At 42.0% G+C, this 22,349-nt stretch carries 20 protein-coding genes; 13 read left to right on the forward strand and 7 right to left on the reverse strand.

Annotation, left to right across the window (positions count from 1 at the left end):
* The first annotated feature begins 165 nt into the window (after positions 1 to 165).
* Complete coding sequence (locus tag AC1XUE_RS19330) at positions 166 to 564, forward strand: MerC domain-containing protein (RefSeq protein WP_483357625.1); 399 nt, start codon at positions 166 to 168, stop codon at positions 562 to 564.
* Between the two features lie 6 nt (positions 565 to 570).
* Here AC1XUE_RS19330 and AC1XUE_RS19335 read toward each other — a convergent pair whose 3' ends face one another.
* The gene (locus tag AC1XUE_RS19335) at positions 571 to 1,821 is read right to left on the reverse strand and encodes a serine hydrolase (RefSeq protein ID WP_483357626.1); all 1,251 of its coding nucleotides are present in this window, start codon (positions 1,819 to 1,821) and stop codon (positions 571 to 573) included.
* Positions 1,822 to 1,935: 114 nt separating this feature from the next.
* Here AC1XUE_RS19335 and AC1XUE_RS19340 point away from each other — a divergent pair, with 114 nt between their 5' ends.
* Together AC1XUE_RS19340 and AC1XUE_RS19345 are read left to right on the forward strand one after the other, a co-directional pair.
* Positions 1,936 to 3,654: an IlvD/Edd family dehydratase gene (locus AC1XUE_RS19340; protein ID WP_483357627.1), complete on the forward strand. Its 1,719-nt coding sequence runs from the start codon at positions 1,936 to 1,938 to the stop codon at positions 3,652 to 3,654.
* Between the two features lie 88 nt (positions 3,655 to 3,742).
* On the forward strand, positions 3,743 to 4,534 hold the full coding sequence (locus tag AC1XUE_RS19345; RefSeq protein WP_483357628.1) for an SDR family NAD(P)-dependent oxidoreductase: 792 nt from the start codon (positions 3,743 to 3,745) through the stop codon (positions 4,532 to 4,534).
* Positions 4,535 to 4,538: 4 nt separating this feature from the next.
* Here the strand turns inward: AC1XUE_RS19345 and AC1XUE_RS19350 are convergent, their stop codons facing one another.
* The 4 genes from AC1XUE_RS19350 to AC1XUE_RS19365 form a co-directional block, all read right to left on the reverse strand.
* Positions 4,539 to 5,258, reverse strand: coding sequence for a hypothetical protein (locus tag AC1XUE_RS19350; protein WP_483357629.1), 720 nt, complete (start codon positions 5,256 to 5,258; stop codon positions 4,539 to 4,541).
* A gap of 74 nt (positions 5,259 to 5,332) precedes the next feature.
* Positions 5,333 to 5,935, reverse strand: a complete 603-nt coding sequence (gene gldD, locus AC1XUE_RS19355) for a gliding motility lipoprotein GldD (RefSeq protein ID WP_483357630.1) — start codon at positions 5,933 to 5,935, stop codon at positions 5,333 to 5,335.
* Positions 5,936 to 6,060: 125 nt separating this feature from the next.
* The gene (gene glmS / locus AC1XUE_RS19360) at positions 6,061 to 7,899 is read right to left on the reverse strand and encodes a glutamine--fructose-6-phosphate transaminase (isomerizing) (RefSeq protein WP_483357631.1); all 1,839 of its coding nucleotides are present in this window, start codon (positions 7,897 to 7,899) and stop codon (positions 6,061 to 6,063) included.
* A 245-nt stretch (positions 7,900 to 8,144) separates the two neighbouring features.
* A complete protein-coding gene (locus AC1XUE_RS19365; RefSeq protein ID WP_483357632.1) occupies positions 8,145 to 8,951 on the reverse strand; it encodes a glycogen/starch synthase in 807 nt (268 codons plus the stop codon).
* A 211-nt stretch (positions 8,952 to 9,162) separates the two neighbouring features.
* Here AC1XUE_RS19365 and panC point away from each other — a divergent pair, with 211 nt between their 5' ends.
* Positions 9,163 to 10,005, forward strand: a complete 843-nt coding sequence (gene panC / locus AC1XUE_RS19370) for a pantoate--beta-alanine ligase (RefSeq protein ID WP_483357633.1) — start codon at positions 9,163 to 9,165, stop codon at positions 10,003 to 10,005.
* A gap of 61 nt (positions 10,006 to 10,066) precedes the next feature.
* Here the strand turns inward: panC and AC1XUE_RS19375 are convergent, their stop codons facing one another.
* Positions 10,067 to 11,539 carry a Gfo/Idh/MocA family protein gene (locus tag AC1XUE_RS19375; protein ID WP_483357634.1) on the reverse strand — a complete coding sequence of 491 codons (1,473 nt, stop codon included), beginning with the start codon at positions 11,537 to 11,539 and terminating at the stop codon, positions 10,067 to 10,069.
* Between the two features lie 273 nt (positions 11,540 to 11,812).
* Here AC1XUE_RS19375 and panD point away from each other — a divergent pair, with 273 nt between their 5' ends.
* The 4 genes from panD to AC1XUE_RS19395 all read left to right on the forward strand — a co-directional run bounded on the left by panD (position 11,813) and on the right by AC1XUE_RS19395 (position 14,535).
* Positions 11,813 to 12,163 carry an aspartate 1-decarboxylase gene (gene panD, locus AC1XUE_RS19380; RefSeq protein ID WP_483357635.1) on the forward strand — a complete coding sequence of 117 codons (351 nt, stop codon included), beginning with the start codon at positions 11,813 to 11,815 and terminating at the stop codon, positions 12,161 to 12,163.
* Between the two features lie 43 nt (positions 12,164 to 12,206).
* Complete coding sequence (locus tag AC1XUE_RS19385) at positions 12,207 to 13,241, forward strand: lysylphosphatidylglycerol synthase transmembrane domain-containing protein (RefSeq protein WP_483357636.1); 1,035 nt, start codon at positions 12,207 to 12,209, stop codon at positions 13,239 to 13,241.
* 40 nt (positions 13,242 to 13,281) lie between these two features.
* Positions 13,282 to 13,767, forward strand: a complete 486-nt coding sequence (gene rfaE2 / locus AC1XUE_RS19390; protein ID WP_483357637.1) for a D-glycero-beta-D-manno-heptose 1-phosphate adenylyltransferase — start codon at positions 13,282 to 13,284, stop codon at positions 13,765 to 13,767.
* A gap of 87 nt (positions 13,768 to 13,854) precedes the next feature.
* Entirely contained in the window at positions 13,855 to 14,535 is a 681-nt protein-coding gene (locus tag AC1XUE_RS19395; protein WP_483357638.1) for a zinc metallopeptidase, read from the forward strand.
* A 69-nt stretch (positions 14,536 to 14,604) separates the two neighbouring features.
* Here the strand turns inward: AC1XUE_RS19395 and AC1XUE_RS19400 are convergent, their stop codons facing one another.
* Complete coding sequence (locus tag AC1XUE_RS19400) at positions 14,605 to 15,780, reverse strand: FG-GAP repeat domain-containing protein (RefSeq protein ID WP_483357639.1); 1,176 nt, start codon at positions 15,778 to 15,780, stop codon at positions 14,605 to 14,607.
* A 159-nt stretch (positions 15,781 to 15,939) separates the two neighbouring features.
* On the opposite strand from AC1XUE_RS19400, the gene gcvT reads away from it, so the two are divergent.
* Genes gcvT through udk form a run of 5 tightly spaced genes read left to right on the forward strand, consistent with a single transcriptional unit; the run spans position 15,940 to position 22,309 of the window.
* A complete protein-coding gene (gene gcvT / locus AC1XUE_RS19405; protein WP_483357640.1) occupies positions 15,940 to 17,022 on the forward strand; it encodes a glycine cleavage system aminomethyltransferase GcvT in 1,083 nt (360 codons plus the stop codon).
* Between the two features lie 47 nt (positions 17,023 to 17,069).
* On the forward strand, positions 17,070 to 17,777 hold the full coding sequence (locus AC1XUE_RS19410; RefSeq protein WP_483357641.1) for a 2-phosphosulfolactate phosphatase: 708 nt from the start codon (positions 17,070 to 17,072) through the stop codon (positions 17,775 to 17,777).
* A gap of 33 nt (positions 17,778 to 17,810) precedes the next feature.
* On the forward strand, positions 17,811 to 19,721 hold the full coding sequence (locus AC1XUE_RS19415; protein ID WP_483357642.1) for a hypothetical protein: 1,911 nt from the start codon (positions 17,811 to 17,813) through the stop codon (positions 19,719 to 19,721).
* A 25-nt stretch (positions 19,722 to 19,746) separates the two neighbouring features.
* Positions 19,747 to 21,627 (forward strand): PorZ beta-propeller-like domain-containing protein, encoded by a 1,881-nt coding sequence (locus AC1XUE_RS19420; RefSeq protein WP_483357643.1) that lies wholly within the window; start codon positions 19,747 to 19,749, stop codon positions 21,625 to 21,627.
* Positions 21,628 to 21,667: 40 nt separating this feature from the next.
* Complete coding sequence (gene udk / locus AC1XUE_RS19425) at positions 21,668 to 22,309, forward strand: uridine kinase (RefSeq protein ID WP_483357644.1); 642 nt, start codon at positions 21,668 to 21,670, stop codon at positions 22,307 to 22,309.
* Positions 22,310 to 22,349: the final 40 nt, after the last annotated feature.

A 22,349-nucleotide genomic window follows, 5' to 3' on the forward strand; every position in this document is an offset into this window, starting at 1 on the left:
ATTACAATGATAGAACCCTCACCACCAAAGTTAAGTTCTTCTATGATAAAAATCCACTCTTAATATTATTCTGCCATATTCTATTAAAATAATCAAACAAATACTGCAACTCCGTTGCATGTAAGATAAATGAATGTTATTTTTGCAGCATCATTGTATTTAAGTATGAAGGTAACACACTCACACGGGAAAGCGGATTATATAGGGATACTGGGGTCGGTACTTTGCATTATACATTGCCTTTTAGTTCCTGCGCTGGCTTTTGGTACCACTACCGTAGCCCATGATCATCATGTACATACAGGACTTCTTTCGCTGGACTATTTCTTTATTGTCATTAACGGCGCTGCTGTTTATTTCGCAACCAAAGAGCACAAATCTCTGTCTTTGAGAATCTTACTGTGGGGGGCACTACTTATTTTTGCAGTGTCTTTATTATTTGAAAATGTTCATCCTGTATTTACAATATTAGGTTACATTGGTTCAGGGTTACTGATCGCCGGACATTTGATCAATTTATATATTTGCCAGATTGCACCGCGTTTGAAATTCCGTACTTCCTGATAAATTCTATTTATCATATTCCACTTCAAATCTGCCAAGATCGGGGCGGACTGAGTGTTTTCTATTTAGCTCATAGTCAAAAATAGCCTTTCCCAGGTTTGCCAAAAATGGCAAGCCTACTGTTTCGTAATCGTATTTGTCGTCATTGATGATCCCATCTTCATTGGCATAAATTACAGCAGTAAGCATAAATTCAATTCCCTTTTCAAAATCTGCGATATAGGCATTATCCAGCAAGTAACCATAAGCTTCACCCGATTTATTGAATAATCTGATATGTCTTGGTAACCGTGTCTGAGTGGCTCCGAACATCAGATATTTTACATAACCATCATAATAATCATCTGTGTAGTTTTCCGGAAAGCTGGTCTCTACCGGAAACTGAGACATATACCTGTATAAGAATGTGTAATCATCGTTTGTAATATCGAAACGCTGTTCCAAAGGTATCTGATCCGGGAAAAAAATTGCCTTTAAAAGTTTGTGCTGTTCTTCTAATGCGAAGAAATTCTTTTCTGCAAAATCGAAGGGTTTGTCTACCAACGTGCCATCTTTCACATACCCTGTCCCTACAGGAATCGGGGATTTGGCAAAATATGTTGTTGATGAATAAGCTTCGGGCTGTTCGTACACGGTCTTTCCTTCCCATTCAAAACGCACCGGATTAGTGTATCGATTTTCCTCTGAATTTAAATCTGTTTGCAATCGCTGCACAATACGTACTTGCTGATAACCTTTGCGATGTAAAGTCTCATTTAATTCCTCCTGGCCGATAAATTCGTACAACCTGTTGAAGGCGTCATTATCACTGGCTATTAGTATTTTCCTGATATAATGCGCAACGGACGGCAGCTTGTCCTCCGATGAAGTATCTGTCAACACTGCCGTTTGACTTTCTCTGACTGCGCCTGTATACATGTGTGCATGCTTGTCTATACCTAGCCTTTTCAGTTTCTCCAGCGCTACAACTGCCGCAGCGAGCTTTACAGTACTTGCCGGATAGAAATACCTGGAAGCATCAACATGATATCCATAGGATTGAAAACGTGGTTCGTTATTCTTATTTCTGTCAATACGTGTGTAAAGAATCTGAATCTGGTATTTGTCAGAATTGTCCAGAAGGTGAGAGAATCTCTCCGGTTGCTTTCTGAGTAATTTTTCGAGAAAGGAGTCTGACTGAAATTGTGCCCATGAAGAATGAGAAAATGGAACAGAGATAAAGAAAATCAGAAGCTTACAAATTTTATTTTTAATCATAAATCATTTCAGACGGGTACTGAACGAAGATACATAATTTATTTTAAAGGCTTTATTGAGTTATATTTTACTGTTATACGTCTTTATTGACTAGCAATAAAATATGGCGATAAAATGGAAAAAAATAAATGGCGTAGCACTGACTGGTTCGGAAAATCAGGGAAAGATGGGTTCATATACAGAGCCTGGATGAAAAATCAGGGATACCCTGCCGACGAGTTTGACGGACGCCCGGTCATCGGTATTTGTAACACGTTTTCTGAGCTCACGCCATGTAATGGACATTTCAGAGAGCTGGCCGAATCAGTCAAACGCGGGGTATGGGAAGCGGGAGGATTTCCATTGGAATTTCCAGTGATGTCGTTGGGAGAAACGCTCATGAAACCTACTGCCATGCTGTACCGAAACCTGGCTAGTATGGATGTAGAAGAGTCTATCCGTGCCAACCCTATTGACGGTGTAGTACTGCTTTGTGGCTGTGACAAAACGACACCTTCACTCGTAATGGGAGCTGCCAGTGTGGATATCCCCACCATTGTCGTTTCAGGCGGACCTATGCTTACAGGACGGTACCGTGGAAAAACCATCGGTACAAGTGATATATGGAGGTTTAGTGAAATGTACCGTAATGGCGAAATGTCGCAGGATGAACTTACTACTACCGAAGCATGCATGTGCCGTAGTGATGGACATTGCGCTGTGATGGGAACAGCATCTACCATGGCATGTATGGTGGAATCGCTTGGACTGACACTTCCGGAAAATGCGGCTATACCTGCTGCTGATTCACGCCGTAAAAGGATCGCGCATATGTCTGGCCGCAGGATTGTTGATATGGTCAAGGAAGATCTCCGCCTTTCACAAATACTCACCCGTGAAGCTTTTGAAAACGCAATTATGCTGAACGCTGCCATCGGCGGATCAACTAATTTTGTAATTCACCTGCTGGCCATTGCAGGACGAATAGGTGTCGATTTATCACTGGACGATTTCAATCAGCTTTGTGAAAAGATACCTTTGCTTCTTAATCTGCAGCCATCCGGTGGCTATTTTATGGAGGACTTTTATTATGCCGGCGGATTACCCGTGGTGATGAAAGAAATGATTGGTTTGTTGCACCCGAACGTAATTACCGCAAACGGGAAAACAATGGCTGAAAACTCTTCCAGTGCAGAATGCTTTGACCCCAATGTCATCGGTACGTTGGAAGAACCTGTTAAAAACCTGACGGGGCTGGCTGTAGTACGTGGCAACCTGTGTATAAACGGGGCAGTCATTAAACCTTCCGCTTCTCTAAAACCGGAATTGATGCAGCACCGTGGTCCGGCAGTCGTTTTTGAAGACATAGACGACTATAAAGCCAGACTTGACGATCCGGATTTGGATGTGGATGAAAATAGCATTCTTGTACTCAAGAACGTCGGACCAAAAGGGTATCCCGGGATGCCGGAAGTCGGGAATATGTCGTTACCTAAAAAGCTTCTGGCGAAAGGCGTTATTGACATGGTGAGGATATCTGACGGACGAATGAGCGGAACCGGTTTTGGAACAGTTGTTTTGCACGTTTCACCTGAAGCAGCGGTTGGGGGCGTATTGGCACTGGTGCAGGATGGCGATATGATTGAACTGGATGTTGCTAATAGAAGAATACATCTTGAAGTTTCCGATGAAGAACTTGAACAAAGACGCAGCTTATGGAAACCACTTGAATTAGGGTACAATCGTGGCTATGTGAATCTCCATATCAAACACGTAATGCAGGCACATGAAGGTGCAGATCTTGATTTTTTGAAAGGAGGATCCGGAGATCAGGTATTGAGAGATTCACATTAACAAACAGGTTTCTTACGACCTTTGTTTACTGCAAAATAAACAAAGGTCGTACTTCTACATTTAATAAAATAAAATACTCACATATCTCATGAGCAGCCAATTGTTTAATAATCAGGTAGCTATTGTAACGGGAGCTGGTCAGGGAATTGGCTTCGAGATTGCACGGCAGTTGGCCGCGCATGGCGCTGGAGTCATTTTAAATGATGCTGACGAAGTGCTTGCTTCCGAGGCCGCAAGACAAATACGTGATCAGGGAGGTGAATGTATTGCTTTTGCTGGTGATGCCTCGTCACCTGAGTTAATTGAAAGTTTGGTGGAGGAAGCGATTCGATGTTTTGGAAAACTAACCATCACAGTGGCAAATGCTGGTATTACACTGTTTGGCGATTTTTTTGACTATCCGATCGAAAATTTACAAAAAGTGCTTAATCTGAACCTTGCGGGGTCCTTTTTGCTTACTCAGGCCGCAGCCCGCCAGATGCGTGCACAAAAATCAGGAGGAAGGATTCTACTTATGTCATCTGTAGTAGGCCATCAGGCGCATCAATATCTTGCCGCCTATGCTATGACCAAAGCTGGTCTTGAAATGCTTGCTAAAAATCTGGTCATAGAGCTCTCGCCTTATGGAATCACCATTAACAGCGTGGCACCAGGAGCAACTTTGACTGAAAGGACGCTGGCAGAAGATCCTTCCTATCCTAAAATCTGGTCGGCTATCACTCCTATGGGGCGACCAGCCATTTGTGAAGATATTGCTAATGCTGCACTTTTTCTGTTATCACCACTTTCCGGACACATAACCGGTCAAAGTATTGTAGTAGACGGAGGTTGGACCGCGGTAAGTCCTTTACCTGATTTGAGCAATATGGATAGTAAATAATTGTTTACTGATCATAGTTCTCATCATTGAAAAGCTGCGCCTCCAGATCGTCTATATTGCTGTCTTTTGATACAAATAATTCCCGTGGTTTGGTCAACGCCTTCGGCTGAACGGTCATAAAACCGTGGTACTGATCAACAGTTATTATTTGCAGTTGCAAAGCTCTTTTCAATACAATCTGGAACGGTACTTTAAAGAAGTTGGAAATATCGTAAGCCAGAAAGCTCGGGATGGTGGAAATATTGTTTCTAAAAAAGCTCTCTACATCTTCGTAAGGCAAAAGCGCATTAAAAACAAGCCTTTCCGAACGGCTCGCTAGCGAAGTTCGTGCAGGATAAGCGCTGGCCAAGCCCAGCGATACTGTTAGTAAATGAGTCTGATAATTCCGTTCGTTACTGTCAGATTTAGCATTGACAAATACCCATCCTCTTTGATTGTAAATGGCTGAAAACCCTTGGAAAGTTTCATCTGCAAAATGCAGTTGAGCAATTTTAATACCTTCCGGGTACGGCAGACGATGGCCCATTTGCTGCACTATGTCTTGTGCATATGAAATGTCTGCACTATCTCCGGCTGGCTCAACAACCCATTCTCCCTTTAAAAGCCCCTCAAAGAGCATTTCTGACGCACGCTGGCTTTCTATCTGTCCCAGCGGAAGCACGATTCGGTTCCCGCGGACAGAAAAATCAAGTCGAAGCTGATTCAGGGGTTGCTTTCTGGGCATGTTCAGAAAAATATTAATGAGTATTTACCAAAGATAAGATGTTATAAAATACACGGCAACAGAGTCATATCACTTTATCTCCATTTAAGCGTGTTAAGAAGATGAATCATATCTTTTTGCAGATAGTCAATAACAGGTGCAAGTGAATCATTTTTTGTAGCTACCGGAAAATAGATCGCTCCACGCAAAAAATGCTTACTACTGTCGGTTGTATAAAATTGGTATGGACTCGGAACGTCGCCTTCAATTTTAAACAGCATAGCATTGTAGCCATTTTTAGTAGTCATACGGCTTTCCTGAATGGAAGATGCCCTGATCTGATGTTTACCTGCCAACTTATAAGCATCATTGATATACTCCTGTAACTTCCTCTGGTCACCTCCAATTGGCTTATACGTTATCTGTATATTAGCCCCAAATTGCGGATAGTGAACAAAAACCCAGTCCTTTCCTGCTGTTGCAAACGTATCAGGCAACACCTGAGCCCATTTGGAATAAGCAAATCTGTAAGGATAACTTTCCTGTAACTCCGTATAGCTATGTGGTGGAAGTTTAATTCGGTTAAATCCTTTAGGTTTAGGAACATAGTTTTGTTCTTTTGTCCCACAAGATTGAATAAGAAAACCGATCAGAAGTAATAATGGAAACGCTTTCAAAAAAGAGCATTTTTTCAACATAATAATAACGGAGCTGTTCGATGTGCAAAGCTAACGAAAGGGCTGAAATTTTATTTTTTAAAATCAATGTATATAAAAACGGAGCAACCATTTGGCTGCTCCGTGTATATAAGATGTAATTAATCCTACTCCACCGTTACCGACTTAGCAAGATTTCTAGGCTGATCTACATTCCGACCTCTCATTACCGCAATGTAATAAGACAGAAGTTGCAAAGGAATCACCGAGAGTAAGGGAGTAAGTACTTCATGTGTGTCAGGAACTTCAATTACAAAATCCACCATGGTCGGAATTAATGTATCCCCTTCCGTCACAATGGCTATTACTCTCCCCTTCCTGGCTTTTACTTCCTGGATATTGGAAACGATTTTCTCGTAGGAACTATCCTTTGTAGCCAGAAATACCACAGGCATATCTTCATCAATCAACGCGATAGGCCCGTGCTTCATCTCAGCTGCGGGATAACCTTCTGCATGGATATACGATATCTCTTTAAGCTTTAAGGCACCTTCCAAAGCAACCGGAAAATTCAACCCTCTTCCCAGGTATATAAAGTTTCTTGCATAGGTGAATATGAATGCGATCTCTTTGATCTTAGTCGCATTTTCAAATACCTTTTCCACCTTCGCCGGGATATTTTCCAACTCTGTAAGCAGGCGACGGTAAGTTTCATCAGTAATTGTACCTTTCTTTTTAGCCACTGATATAGCCATAAGGGTCAGTACAGTTACCTGAGCTGTAAATGCTTTCGTACTTGCTACCCCGATTTCAGGTCCTGCATGTGTGTATGCTCCTGCGTGAGACGCACGTGCTATGGAAGAACCAACCACATTACATATTCCGAATATAGTCGCGCCTTTGGACTTTGCTAACTCTATGGCTGCCAATGTATCCGCCGTCTCGCCGGATTGTGAAATAGCAATGACAATATCATTCTCTCTGATTACGGGATTTCTATATCTGAATTCAGACGCATATTCAACCTCAACATTAATACGGGCCAGTTCCTCAAACAAATATTCCGCGACAAGGCCTGCATGCCAGGAAGTACCGCACCCTACGATTACGATTCTGTCTGCTGCTACCAACTTATCCATATATCCGCTCAAGCCACCCAACTGCAATTGCGCTTCTGCGACCTTCAGCCTTCCCCGCATACTGTCAGCTATGGAACGCGGTTGTTCAAAAATTTCCTTAATCATGAAATGATCATACCCACCCTTTTCGATGGTCTCGAGTTCCATTTCAAGTTTTTGGATATACGGAACGGTTTCAATATTATCCAAATTCTGGATGCTCAACTTTCCATCCCGTACAAGAGCTACCTCATAATCATCCAGATACACAACGTTTTTTGTATATTCAATGATTGGCGTTGCGTCAGAAGCAAAGAAAAACTCGTTATCTCCTACTCCAATTACAAGAGGGCTTCCTTTACGTGCTGCAATTAATTGGCCCGGATGGTCCACAGACATAATCACAATGGCATAAGCACCAACTACTTCTTTCAAAGCTAACTTAACAGCATCTTCAAGTGAATGCCCCGTCTCGCTTTGAATATCCTCTATAAAGTGAATTAAAACTTCGGTATCAGTATCACTGAAAAAAACATGTCCTTTGCTTAAAAGATTTTGTTTAATGGATGCATAGTTTTCAATGATCCCATTATGGATAATAGCCAACTTCTTGCTATTGGAATAATGAGGATGTGCATTTACATCATTAGGTACACCATGTGTTGCCCATCTTGTGTGCCCAATTCCTATTGTAGACTTAGGCTCTTTTCCTGCGTTCTGTAATTCCAGATCTGCAACTTTACCCTTCTTTTTATAGATATTCAGCTTTCCTTCTTCCAACAAAGCAACGCCTGAGCTGTCATAACCTCTATACTCAAGACGTTTCAGACCTTTCAGAATTAACGGAAACGCATCCTTTTCCCCTACGTAAGCTACAATTCCACACATAATTATCTAAGTTATTTTTTAAGTGTATGTAAGTTAACAACGTGCAAATAAAGAGCAATGAATCCGGTATAACAAGCATAGAAAATGAGAATTATCCAATTAAAGCTGAGTGCTCGAACACACCCCCAATTATGTTGAAAATTTCTTCAGATAGTTTTATTCGGATTGAGCATTCAGATGTTGCAAGCGTATAAAACAAAAGGGGAGACATTGCTGCCTCCCCTTTTGTTTTATACAGCGATTTTTTAATTCATTAAGTCTGTATACAGGTTGTAATAAGACTCAGAGAATTTCTCATCATTTTCATCAAGCTCAACTCTCTTGGGAGCATCATTGAAGATTTGATTCAGACTTTCGCTGCAATGCTCATCTGCCTTGATTACAGCATCTGCATAAGCACAGCCTATTTTAACAAACCCTTCAAAGTCAGCAGAATGTAAATGAGCTAAAGCTTCGTCGCTCACATCCATTGCCTTTGCTTTATTCTGCAGATCAGCATCAAATTTAAAATCAAAAGCATTGTTATGCACAGTAAAAACGCTTTTGGTATCCTTAAACATAGGATCGTTACGATAGGTAGTTTTCAGATACAATGGAATCAATGCAGTCATCCAATCGTTGCAATGCACCACATCGGGTGCCCAGCCTAGTTTCTTTACAGTTTCTAAAACACCCTTGCAGAAGAAAATTGCGCGCTCATCATTATCATCGTAAAAATTGTTTTCCTTATCTACGAACACAGATTTACGATGAAAATAATCATCATTATCTATAAAATAGACCTGTAGCTTAGCATTTGGAATGGAAGCAACTTTAATGATCAGTGGCTTTTCTTCATCTCCTACGGTTATATTTATTCCTGATAGTCGAACTACTTCATGAAGCCTGTTTTTACGCTCATTGATCAAACCAAAACGAGGTACCAGAATTCTGATTTCTGCTCCACGCTCCTGCATCGCCTGAGGAAGTTTCCTTACGTAATCGGCAACATCAGTGGTCTGAAGGAAAGGATTGATTTCACTGGCTACATATAAAATTCGTAGTTTCTCCATAGATATTTAGCAGTTTGTGAAAAAAAGTTTTGCAAAATTATACAAAAAAAATCGCAAAATCAAAAGATATTCCAAACAAAATGTAATATTGCGTTCAGTTTGGGGGTATCTATTCTAAATATTTTGGTTCAGCCTTCCAAAACGCCTTTTTCCTTCATCTATCCAGCCAGTTCATCGAAGACAACCGGCAAATCGAATCCATACTTTATTCATGGAAGTATTTACTTCAGTTCCTGCTTTCCGTCATTTCATAAAACAACAACGTTCTGCAGGAAAAACAATAGGCTTTATTCCTACTATGGGTGCGTTACACGAAGGGCATATTTCACTGCTAAAATCTGCCCTTTCTGAAAACGACATTGCTGTCTGCAGTATTTTTGTAAATCCGACTCAATTCAATAACCCGGCAGATCTGGAGAAATATCCCCGTACGCTGGAGGCAGATACAGCACTGCTCCTTGCTGCTGGCTGCTCGGCAGTATTTGCTCCTTCGGTTCAAGAGATGTATCCGGAGCCTGCAGCGATGACTTTCGACTTCGGAAGTTTGGAAACGGTCATGGAAGGTGCTTCCCGACCAGGACACTTCAATGGTGTAGGATTGGTTGTTTCAAAGCTATTTAATGTTGTGCAGCCTGATAAAGCTTATTTTGGACAAAAGGATTTGCAACAGGTCGCTGTGATCAAACGCATGGTTTCAGATCTGTCATTTCAGCTGGAACTTGTGATTTGCCCTACTGTGAGAGAGGATAGCGGACTGGCTATGTCATCGCGTAATCAGCGGCTGGATGATCAACAAAGAAAAATTGCGGCAAATATTTACAGAATTATATCCGAAGCGAAAGAAAGTCTGTTGGAAGGACATACACCTGATGCAGTAAAAGCTGTGGCGGTCGAGGAGTTTAATAAAATCAAGGCGTTTACCTTGGATTACTTGGAAATCGTTGATACCAAGACCTTACAAACAATCTCAAAAATGAATCCGCCAGAATTAAATGCTATTTGTATTGCAGTATTTCTTGGCCCGGTCAGACTGATCGATAATATAGTATTCTAAACAAGAACGGTGCAGCTCTATCAAGAAACCGCACCGTTCTTAGTTTACAAAAAACCCTTGTTTACGAAAGTTTCCAGCCCTCGCGGTATTTACGTGTTACAAACTGATTTGCCTCGTCGAAGTTTGTAATTTTCATTGCGTTTCCATCCCATAATAAACGCTTACGACCAGGGAAGCTGAATCCTTTACCATCAGCATTTGCAGTTCTCAAATTATAGCTTCTGATAGCCAGGTTCCCCATGATCACGGTTTCAGTTAACGGACCGGAATAGTCAAATGAAGACGAAAGTGCTTTATGCTCTTTGCTATTGAATCCGGCTTTGCAAGCATCCGTCCACGCAACATGATGGCCAAACTCAGGAAGAGATGTATATTTCGTTTCAAACGCGCCCTTCGGCATTGTTAATTTTTCACCGCTTTTTAGATACACCTTAGGATCTTTGCCATAAGTGGCGCACATCATCACGCCTTTGTCACCAATCAGCATGGCTCCATTACTACTATCCGGCTCTCCCATTGGATCATTTGCAGGTACCAAATCCGGGTGAAACGGACGCATCCCCCCATCATGCCATGTCATCGTTAAAGATGATTTGTTAGTCTTGGTTGCTGGGAATTTGATCTGAACACGAGATGACGGCGGGCATCCTTCCGGGATATACTCCGGAGTCCAGTCTTTCAAAAACACCGCCCCAACGCTGCATTCTACTTCCGTAGGATAACCCAATCCCAGTATGCGGAATGGTGAGTCAATCAGATGGCAACCCATATCACCCAATGCACCAGTACCGAAATTCCACCATCCGTGCCATTTAAACGGGTGATATGCAGGTGTGTAGTCTACCCAGTCAGCGGGCCCTACATACAGATCCCAATCCAGTGTACTTGGTACAGCTACTTTTTCAGTTGGTACCGGAATACCTTGTGGCCAGATCGGACGGTTCGTCCAGACATCGACCTCCTTCACAGTGCCAATCACCCCTTTTTTAAACCATTCCACCATTTGCTGCTGACCAGGATTGGAAGCACCCTGATTACCCATTTGAGATACGAGCTTATATTTCCTTGCAGCTTCTGTAAGTACACGTGCCTCATTGATATTGTGCGTCAATGGTTTCTGCACATATACATGTTTTCCTCGTGCCATGGCAGCCATCGCGATCACAGCATGGGTATGATCCGGCGTAGAAACGGTAATGGCATCAATATCTTTATCCATTTCATCAAGCATCTTCCGGAAATCTTTGTATTTTTTTGCATCCGGAAATTTGTCAAAGCACTTCTGCCCCAGGTTCCAGTCTACATCACAAAGCGCTACTACATTCTCAGCTCCTTTGTTGTAAGCATTGGTAATATCTGAAAAACCTTTTCCGCCAATACCAACCGCTGCAATATTCAGCTTGTCGCTTGGTGCCCGGAATCCTTTACCCAGCACATGGCGGGGAACTATAAAAAAACTTCCGATTGCTGCGGCCGTCGTCTTCTGTAGAAAATCCCGACGGGTTACATCTTTTAGTTTACTATCTGTACTCATTGGTTTTGGTAATAATAAGAAAGGTTAATAATAGAGTTTAAAGTATATTTTTTTAAATCAATACCGAATAGTACTAATTCAGGCATAAATATAACGATGCATGAACCGATTTTACCATGGATGCAAAAAATTAAAACATACTTCGTCTCAATATTGGACGAGATCAAAACCGGAACCTGTTGCTTACCGGCATTGTTTTGAAGGCTAAGTATTATTCCTGTAACTTTGCAGGATTATAAAGTACAAAAAAATACTAATTCATACCGCTGAGTAATGCAAATAACACTCATGAAATCGAAGATTCACCGGGTAAAGGTGACTCAGGCTGAATTGAACTACGTAGGAAGTATCACCATCGACGAAGATCTGATGGATGCGGCCGGTTTGATCGAAAATGAGCAGGTACATATTGTAAACAATAACAATGGAGAACGCTTTGTAACCTATGTTATTAAAGGCGAAAGAGCTTCCGGAATGATATGCCTCAATGGAGCTGCCGCACGCAGAGTACAGATCGGAGATATCGTCATCATTATAGCTTATGGCAGCATGTCTCAGGAGGAGGCGAAAACGTTTAAACCAATGGTCATCTTTCCCGACCACAACAATCAACTTGTAAACTGACAGGCAATACCGCTTTCTTACATCCAAACATCATCAAAGCTTAATGAAAAGTGCGTTGCGTTACATCATCTCCCTCGGACTTGCCGGCGGACTGATCTGGTTTGCTTTTAAAGATATCAATCTGGCAGAGATGCTGGATCGCTTTGCCAGGTCAGACTGGCGATGGATCGCCGTCTCCTGTATATTTTTGCTCACAGCACATGTAGTGAGAGCATGGAGGTGGAGCATGCTGATGGAGCCACTAGGCTATAAACCTGGCTTGTTTAACAGTTCTATTGCTGTATTAACAGGTTATTTCGCCAATTATATTGTTCCCAGAATGGGCGAGGTGACCCGCTGTGGCACGCTCTACCGTCTGGAGCGCGTACCTGTAAACCTCAGTTTCGGAACAGTAGTAGCCGAACGTATATTTGATGTAATCATTCTTTTAGTAATGATTGGCTTCAACTTCATTCTCGAATTCGACCGGCTCAGTAAGTTCTTTACCGATTTCTTCATGAGCAAAATATCGTCAGGTGAAGGCACCTCTTCCGGTTCATTATTGCTCATTATACTTCTTGCAGGTTTAGTTGGTATTGCAACTTCAGGTATTTATATATTCAAAAATAAGGCGCTGCAAAACAAGCTTCAGCAAAATGCATTGATACAAAAAATAGTAACATTTGCTCAGGGAATGTTGGAGGGCCTCCTGAGTGTTCGCAAATTGCATAGTCCGGGACTGTTCATTTTCAGTACTATTGCTATCTGGGTGCTGTATTACCTGGTTTCTTATGTATTGTTCTTTTGTATTCCGGAAACATCTTCTTTAGGTCTCCTGGCCGGTTTGACTTTACTTGTAGTGGGATCAATCGGAATGGCAGCTCCGGTACAAGGTGGTTTGGGAGCTTATCATATGCTTGTAGGAAGTGTAATGGTGCTATACGGACTTACTTACAATGATGGAATTACGCTGGCTACCTTTATACATGGAGCTCAAATGGTTTTCATGCTTATAATTGGTGCTCTTGCGTTTTTGTATGTATTAATAAAAAACAAAAAAGAGACAGAGGAACCAGCTGAAGTTACTGCAACCCACTAATTGGTACCAATCCATTCCTCAACTCAAAATAAACTTGTTTATGAACCAGACTGAAGATAAAATTCTAAGAATTGACGAAGCCATCCAACAGGTAGCAGACTGGCAACGCGCAGATCAAAAGGTTGTTTTCACCAATGGCTGCTTTGATATCGTTCACCTAGGACATATTGATTATTTGGAAAAAGCCCGTGCTTTGGGAGACAGGCTCGTGATTGGTCTTAATACAGATGCTTCCGTTAGTCGCCTTAAAGGTCCTCTTCGGCCGGTGGTAAATGAATACGCCAGAGCACGACTTATGTCAGCCCTTTCATTTGTAGATGCTGTCATTTTGTTCGATGATCCTACTCCTTCAGAACTTATAGAGGCAGTAAAACCTGACATATTGGTCAAAGGTGACGATTATACAGTAGAAACGATAGCTGGTGCGGATTTTGTACTTGCTAATGGAGGTGAGGTAAAAACAATAGCCCTTGTAAATGGATACTCAACCACGGCACTGATTGAGAAGATTAAACAGGGGTATTGAAACAATAACATTACACTATATTTTACCGTTATATTTATATTTACCTGATCGGTTATTATTTTTTAACTAAATCTAAAAAGACTCACTATGGGTGGTGCATATTTAATTGGTATACTCGTCATGATCGTAAGCTTTTACGTTCAGTGGCGCTTAAAACGGAAATTTGAGGAGTATTCTCAGGTAGGTCTGAGTAATGGAATGAGTGGCAAAGAAATCGCTGAAACGATGCTTCGTGAAAGTGGCATTTATGATGTGCGTGTACTTTCTGTTGAAGGTAAATTAACTGATCACTATAATCCTCAGGACAAGACCGTAAACTTGAGTCCGGATGTATTTTATGGGCGTAGTGTGGCAGCAGCAGCAGTTGCTTCTCACGAATGTGGTCACGCGGTGCAACATGCTACAGCTTACAAATGGCTGCAATTCAGATCCCAGATGGTTCCTTTTCTGAGTATCGCATCGCAGTATATGCAATGGGTAATTTTGGGAGGTATTTTGCTGATCAATACAACCCCGATTCCTCTGGCCATCGGTGTAGCACTATTTGCCCTTACTACATTGTTTAGTTTTATAACACTTCCGGTGGAATATGACGCAAGTAACCGCGCTTTGGCCTGGATTAAAAACAATCGTATTGTGAACGAGCGTGAATATGTAATGTCTGCTGATGCACTTAAATGGGCGGCCAGAACTTACCTGGTAGCTGCTATAGGTTCTCTTGCAACTTTACTTTACTATGTAAGTTTACTTATGGGTCGCAGAGACTAATAATGAGTAACCGATATTTTACAGACGGGATGGAAACATATTTTCATCCCGTCTCTGTTTTTGAACCAATTACTTTTTCCGCTGATTCCAGTAGATCACCAGATTTTTGGTAGCCCTTCCGGAGGCAACAACATCTGGAAAGCCATCTCCGTCCAGATCCGAGGCAGTTACATCTTCGCAGGCCATCTTCATTTTTTCATCCAGGGTATACTCCTGCCATTTTTTTCCTGCTGTATCAGAACCTACATAGATACGGACTCCTGTTTCTCCAACTACATTTGGATTTCGCCATCCCATTACAATCTGATCTCTACCTTGTCCAAAAAAATCAGCACATACCAATGCATGCCCTTCCTTAATCTTATCTGTCAGCACTGTTCGGTTGTCTTTGGAATACACTACGAGCGTATTGCCATGCATTGGTTCGATAGTGGCAGTAAATAGCTGGTTATTTCCTAAACTACCTGTCCTTACTTCACCCACTCCATTGCCCGGCACCATCCAGTTCCCAGATGCTGCCCAACCGTCGGCACCATTAAGAAAAACCTGAACACCTTCTTTCCCCGCCAAAGCCATTCCCAAAAATCGCTTCGACACCTCCATAGGCTGAAAGTTATGTGTCATGTGCATTCCGGTATCCAGAAGCTGATAGCTCCACAAACCCTTACGGTTTTCCGGAATGTCGAAAATGATAGCCTTTACTCCTGCCCCCTCTCCCCCTGTATTGCCTTCACCATGCAAAGGCAGCACAATAAGTTGAAACGTGTCATCTGTAGTTTTGACAAATTGCATTCTATGAATAGTCACTTCATGATGTAACCTTACGGGTTGCCAGGTCTGCGTACGATCTTCAGGCGCATCCAGATAAAACACTGCCCCTGATTTTTTATTATTTTTGGTCTCAGAAGGATTCCACTCTGCGCCAACTGCAACTTCCACCTTTCCGTCACCATCAATGTCCCGCGCTGCAATACAGACATTATCATTCTCGGTCAGGTTCGTAGCCATTACATACTTTTGCCATGGCTTATCTCTCGCTCCGGGATTTTTGTACCAGACAATATCTTTCTTATCCGCCAGCAAAATATCCGGCTTTCCATCTCCATCTACATCTCCTGTCGTCACTCCATAGCCAATGCTAATTTTATCGTCGACTGTCTGCCCCTTAAAGGTTGCTGTCTGAGCGTGTAGCAACGGGTAGTTGACCAGGGTCAGAATAGAAAATATCCAATACTTTTTTTTCATGGTTTTATAAGTTAATGATCAAACAGACAATAAATTATGCCTATTTTTTCCCAATATACTTCAAAATGATTTAGCCAAAAATGTGAATACATAGTTTTTTGTGTCGCTTTGATGTCCTTTGCCTACTTTTGCAAATAAATCCAAACCAATTAACCATTGATGAAAAACGTACCACTTCACCACATACATGTTCAGTTAGGCGCTAAGATTGTGCCGTTTGCAGGTTTTGAAATGCCTGTTCGTTATTCCTCTGATTTGGAAGAGCATCATACGGTACGCAATAATGTAGGTGTTTTTGACGTCTCTCATATGGGGGAATTCAGTGTGAAAGGGCCGAACGCACTTGACCTGATACAACGCGTTTCTGCTAATGATGCCTCAGTACTCTATGACGGAAAAGTACAATATAGCTATCTACCCAATGAAACCGGCGGAGTTGTAGACGATCTTCTGATTTATAAAATTGCCGAAGACGATTATATGTTGGTTGTAAATGCTTCCAATATTGAAAAAGACTGGAATTGGATTCAAAAATTCAATACAGAGGGTGTAGAAATGCAGGATATGTCAGCCGAAACGTGCCTCTTTGCCGTTCAAGGGCCAAATGCTGTTACAACGCTTCAAAAACTTACAGACCTTGATCTGGCCTCTATGGAATACTATACCTTCAAAATGGGTACTTTGGCCGGTGTTCAGGACGTGGTTATTTCTGCAACGGGTTATACAGGTGCAGGTGGTTTTGAGATATACGTTAAAAATGAAAATGCAGAACAGGTTTGGAATGCCATTTTCGAAGCTGGCGCTCCTTTTGAAATCAAGCCAGTAGGGCTTGGAGCACGTGATACATTGAGACTGGAAAAAGGATTTTGCTTGTATGGCAACGATATTGACGATCATACATCTCCACTAGAGGCGGGTCTGGGATGGGTGACCAAATTCACCAAGGAGTTTACCAATTCATCAGCGCTGAAACAACAAAAGGAAGCTGGTCTTCAAAGAAAGCTGGTAGGTTTTGAAATGATCGACAGAGGTATACCCCGTGGGCATTACGAACTGTGTGATGCAGAAGGTAATGTAATTGGTGACGTAACTTCCGGAACACAATCTCCGACATTACAAAAAGGAATCGGCCTTGGATATGTGCCCACAGCATTTAGCAAGCCGGATACAGAAATTTTTGTTAAAGTACGCGATCGCCAACTGAAAGCACGCGTCATTAAATTGCCATTCGTAAAAGGATAACATTCACCGATATAATTTATAATTACTGCAACTGCACCAATTTCTATATGAAACAGCTTGACGTCTGCCTCACTCCTGATTTATTACATTTACATAAATTGGATAACTCCATCGTAGTAGTTGCTGACATTTTCAGAGCTACATCATGCATGGTAACCGGCCTTGCCTACGGTATTAAAAGTATCACTCCGGTAGCAACAATTGAAGAATGTAAGTATCTGCAGGATAAGGGATTTATTGCTGCGGCAGAGCGCGATGCTAAAAAGGAAGAAGGTTTTGACCTCGACAATTCTCCGTTCAGTTATATGAACGAGATATTGATTGGTGCCGAGATTGCAATGACAACCACCAACGGAACGTTATCCATTACCAAAGCAAGAGCATCGGCTGTAAAAGTAATGATTGGCTCCTTTCTGAATCTGGGAGCTTTGGCTAATCATTTACGTTCTGAACCTTATGATGTGCTGATACTTTGTGCCGGCTGGAAAGGCAGACCAAATCTGGAAGATACTTTGTTCGCTGGCGCGCTCTCCGAAGCTCTCAAAGACCAGTACATTCTTAGAGAAGATGGTACATTGATGGCGCAAAGACTGTACAACCAATCAAAAGACAATTTGCTTGCAGCTGTTTCGAATTCATCACACGTGAGACGTCTGCAGCGATTAGGTATCCATAAGGACATTTCCTATTGCCTGCAATCGGATCTTTATGATGTAGTACCGGTGCTTCGCGGAAGTAAATTGGTTACCATGTAATATCACAACCTGATTTTCAAATATCCTATATTCATGTCGAGGTTAGTCTTTCTAATTTTCCTTATTTCTTACATCTGCGTTAACGATGCACGCGCGCAACGCGGACCAATCAAAAAGCCGGTTGTAGCACCTGCTATCAGTGTTCCTAAAACGCCTGTTATTGTACAGGATACCTTGGGAACGGCTATTGATGCTGATACGATGACCGGCGACACCATCGTTACTGAAAAGGAAGCAGATGAAATGGCTGCCAAAGCGGAACAGATTGCAAAGGATACGGTCAATGCTTACAAGATCTCAATTGATGATATTTCTTACTTATCAGTTTGTCCGGGAACTACCATTGATATTCCGTTTTCTCTATCAGGCCCCTTCGACGATGAAAATACCTATGTTGCTCATATCATGGATGCTTCCGGTAAGTCGATCGCCATTTCTTTACCTGTAAAGAAAAGTCCGGTCAAAGCTGTTATTCCTTCCTATAAGAAAGGCGGAGAAATTTATTATCTGCAGATCGTTAGCAATATGTCTGTAGTGAAAAGCCCTCCCGCACCCATTCGCTTACTGCAAACGCCATCCGCCAAACTCGAAGTAATAGATGGAACACAAGCAGCCAGGATTATGCCTGGGCAGGAAGCACATTTACGTGTTCAGCTGGGTGGAACAGCGCCATGGTCTTTCCGTTTGTCAGATAGTACCACAATTTTGAGCACATTATCTAATCCTCATTATCTGATTGTTAAACCTTCGGAAATTAAGAACTACAAAATTTCAGGCGTTTCAAATGCCTGCGGAAGTGGAACTCCGACAGGTGAAGTTATCGTCAACGTAGACAATAACCCTGAACCTAAGCTGGAACTGAAGGAAGCAGATAAGATTGCACGACTTTGTAACAACATCCCTTTCCAGGTTCCTTTTAGTGCTACCGGAAAATTTAAAGCGGGTAACAAATTTACAGTCCAGATTGCTGATCGAACAGGAGCTTTCAAAAATCTTTCATCGCCTGACTCATCCGGATACATCACAACGCAAATTCCTGAATCTTACAGACCAGGTGAATACAGACTTCGTGTAACCTCTTCAGCTCCATACCTGACAACTCAGATTGCTAAGGTGACGATTGTATCTCCGACGACCACAGTATTGCAAAAAGATTCACTTTTTCTGGGCGAAAATGAGACAGGAGAACTTACAGTAGCATTTAATGGTGGAGGCCCTCCCTGGTTTGTATTGTTATCGGATGGCACTTATGAAAACAATATTCAGGAGTCTCCCTACAAAGTGAAAGTGAAACCGTATTATGATACCAATTACCAGATAACTTCTGCCGGTGGACTTTGCGGAGTTGGCAAGTTTTCAGGACGCGCTAAAGTGGCCGTTAAGGCTCCACCCGTTGCCATAACCCTGGAAAAACTATCGCAAAATGTAGTTTGTTCCGGAGCACTGTTGGAAATTCCTTACAAGACAGCGGGACGATACAATCCGGGAAATAAGTTTGTAGTGCAAATGACCGACAAAAATGGTCGGTTTGTCGATCTTCCGACGACGATTACACCTACTACTATGAATGTAAAACTGAACTCCGTTTCTTCGTCTGACACGATCAGAACACACAAAATCAGAATTATATCATCGTCTCCTGCCGTGTCCAGCGCTATTGAAGAAATTGACATTATATCACCAAACAAAGCAATCGGTGAAGTTTCAGGAAAAGGAATTATCACAGCCGGACGCTCAACAAGAATTCAGTTGAAATTCAAGAACGGGTTACCTCCATGGTCGTTTACCCTTTCAGACGGGACATCCATTAATGGTACATTCCTGAATCCTTATCTGATTTCAGTATCTCCTACAGCTACAACGGAATATACTTTAACTTCTATAAAGAGTGGATGTGGCACAGGTACCAGCAGAGGGGCAGCGGTAATTACTGTTGAAAAATAGATTATCAATCTGATAACAGGCAAACATGGTCAAGTTTTGGGCACATAAGCCTGCACGAGCAGCACATATGTCAGAGCGCAATACGCTCAGATGTGTGCTGCTTCTTGTTTTGTTTTGGTTAGCAGCCTATGATATAACATTTTCACAAATCTCACCTATAGGTAGTTGGGAATCTCACTTTAATTATCGTTCGGCTCATCAACTCACAGAAACCGCTGAGCGCATATACGGGGCATCTTACAATGGATTTTTTAGTGTAAAAAAAACGGGTGAAGATTTTCAGACATTAGGAAAAGAAGACGGATTTTCAGAAACGGGTATTGCTTCATTAAGCTGGGATGCTGAAGCAAATATTTTATTGATAGCATACCGAAGTGGAAATCTAGAGATTGTAACCTTAAACACAGACAGCCAACCTGAGACTATCACCCCCTGGCCTATTTTTGACTCAGCCACTGACCTTCCGGCTGGAATAGCTATCAGAAAAATCACCTTTGAGAACAGTAACGCTTATCTGGCTACCAATTTTGGCATAGTAGTCCTGGATGTGCAGAGGCGTGAGGTATTAGAAACTTATCGCTATATCGGGGCAAACGGATCTCAGGCTGATGTAAAAGACATCGCTCTCTCAACAGACTCTATTTATGCAATCACATCTCAGGGTTTGCAAGTCTGCTCCAGAAGCGAATCAGTAAACCTACAATATTTTGCCAACTGGAGAGCAATCAGTACACCCGCAACTCCTTTAGCTATTTCAACAAAGTCAGGTGTTTTATATGCCGGTATCGCAGGCAGAGGTATTTTCCAGCGAACAGAAAATTTATGGAAATTGACTCATCCATCGGAAAGCGATTATTATGCATTCACACATTCAGGCACCGAAACAGTTGCTACCACCAGTAAAAACATCGTCACCATTTTCGACAGCGGTCCTATTTCTGCACTGAGTAATGAGCTAATAACTTCTCCGAGATTAACCATTGTCAACAATGCAAAACAGTATTGGATAGCCGATAACATAAACGGACTTATTGGCAACCCTACCGGGCAATTTCAGATATATAGTCCGGCAAATACCGATACAACAATCAATCACAGGTCCGATTCAATTATTATTGACAAAGCAGGATTAAACTGGACCCGCCTTCCTGCTTATCTCGGAGGTGGAATTCTGGTCAAAAATCCTGTTAATAACAGAGAAAGGCTAATTTCCACATTAGCCGGTACCGGAGGTTTACCTTCTACCATAATTAATAGTATTGCAATAGATAATGACGGCTATATCTGGTTTGCCAGTGACCGAGGTGTCGGCTATTTACTTTCTGATGACATTTTCAATGTGAGCAGTGTCAATGCCATTTTACCCATCTATGGACAAAGACGTTTATTCGCCAATGAAAGATGTACCGCTGTAGCGGTAGAAGCCGGCAATAGAAAGTGGATTGGCACACGAAATGGCTTATATCTATTTAATGCAGATGGGACAGAGCAGCTCTCTTATTTTAATGCAGACAACAGTCCGCTGCCATCAACAGAAATTACCAGACTGCAGTTCGATAACGAAACCGGCCGCTTATTTGTGGATACTCCGGCAGGAATGGTTTCGTACCAGACAGAATCCGTACTCCCAGCCAATAGCCTAACAAAGATTTCCATTTTCCCTAACCCTGTCAGACCTGGTTTTTCCGGAACCGTTGGAATCAAGGGACTTCCATCAGCTTCGAAAGTAAAGATTACGCAAATGTCGGGTAGACTTGCTTACGAAACGATAGCGGAAGGCGGACTTGCTACATGGTCTCTGAACGATTATAACGGAAAACGAGCCGCAAGCGGGATTTATCTGATTTTCGTTGTTTCTGCAAACGGAGATCAGCAACTTGCAGGAAAATTGGCAATCATAGATTAAATCTTAAGTTGAACATCGACGAATTTGACCAAATTCATATATGACTGAATCAGAAAAAACACCATACATAGTTGGTATAACCGGAGGAAGCGCATCTGGAAAAACCTATTTCATGAAGAGCTTACTAGAATCCTTCGGTAAGGATCAGATCACCAGAATCTCTCAGGACAATTATTACCGTCCTATACATGAAATCCCACGGGATGAAAATGGTGTTGAAAACTTCGATCTTCCGGAAACGATTGATCATCATCTTTTTGCTGAACACATTGCAGTGCTTCGTGCCGGCAGAGAGGTACATCAGAAGGAATATACGTTCAATAATCCACTCCTTAAACCTGAGATTCTGGTTTTCGAACCAAGACCTATCATCATTGTTGAAGGCATTTTCGTATTCTACTTTCCTGATATTGCCAGGCTGATAGATTTAAAGGTTTTTGTAGATGCCAAGGAACATGTAAAGATCAAACGAAGAATTATCCGTGATAACAACGAACGGGGTTATGATCTGGATGATGTTTTGTACCGCTGGGAACATCACGTAGCCCCTACTTATGACAAATTCATACAACCACTTCGATCAGAGGCCGATATCATCATCAACAACAACAACCGCTTCGATACCGGCCTGGAAGTGCTTGTAGGCTTCCTGCACAAGAAGCTGGAAGAATGGCATGGATGAAATAATAAAAGCCATATATTCTCATCCGGAATATATAGCA

Source organism: Dyadobacter sp. HNCC25DJ187 (genome assembly GCF_056895255.1).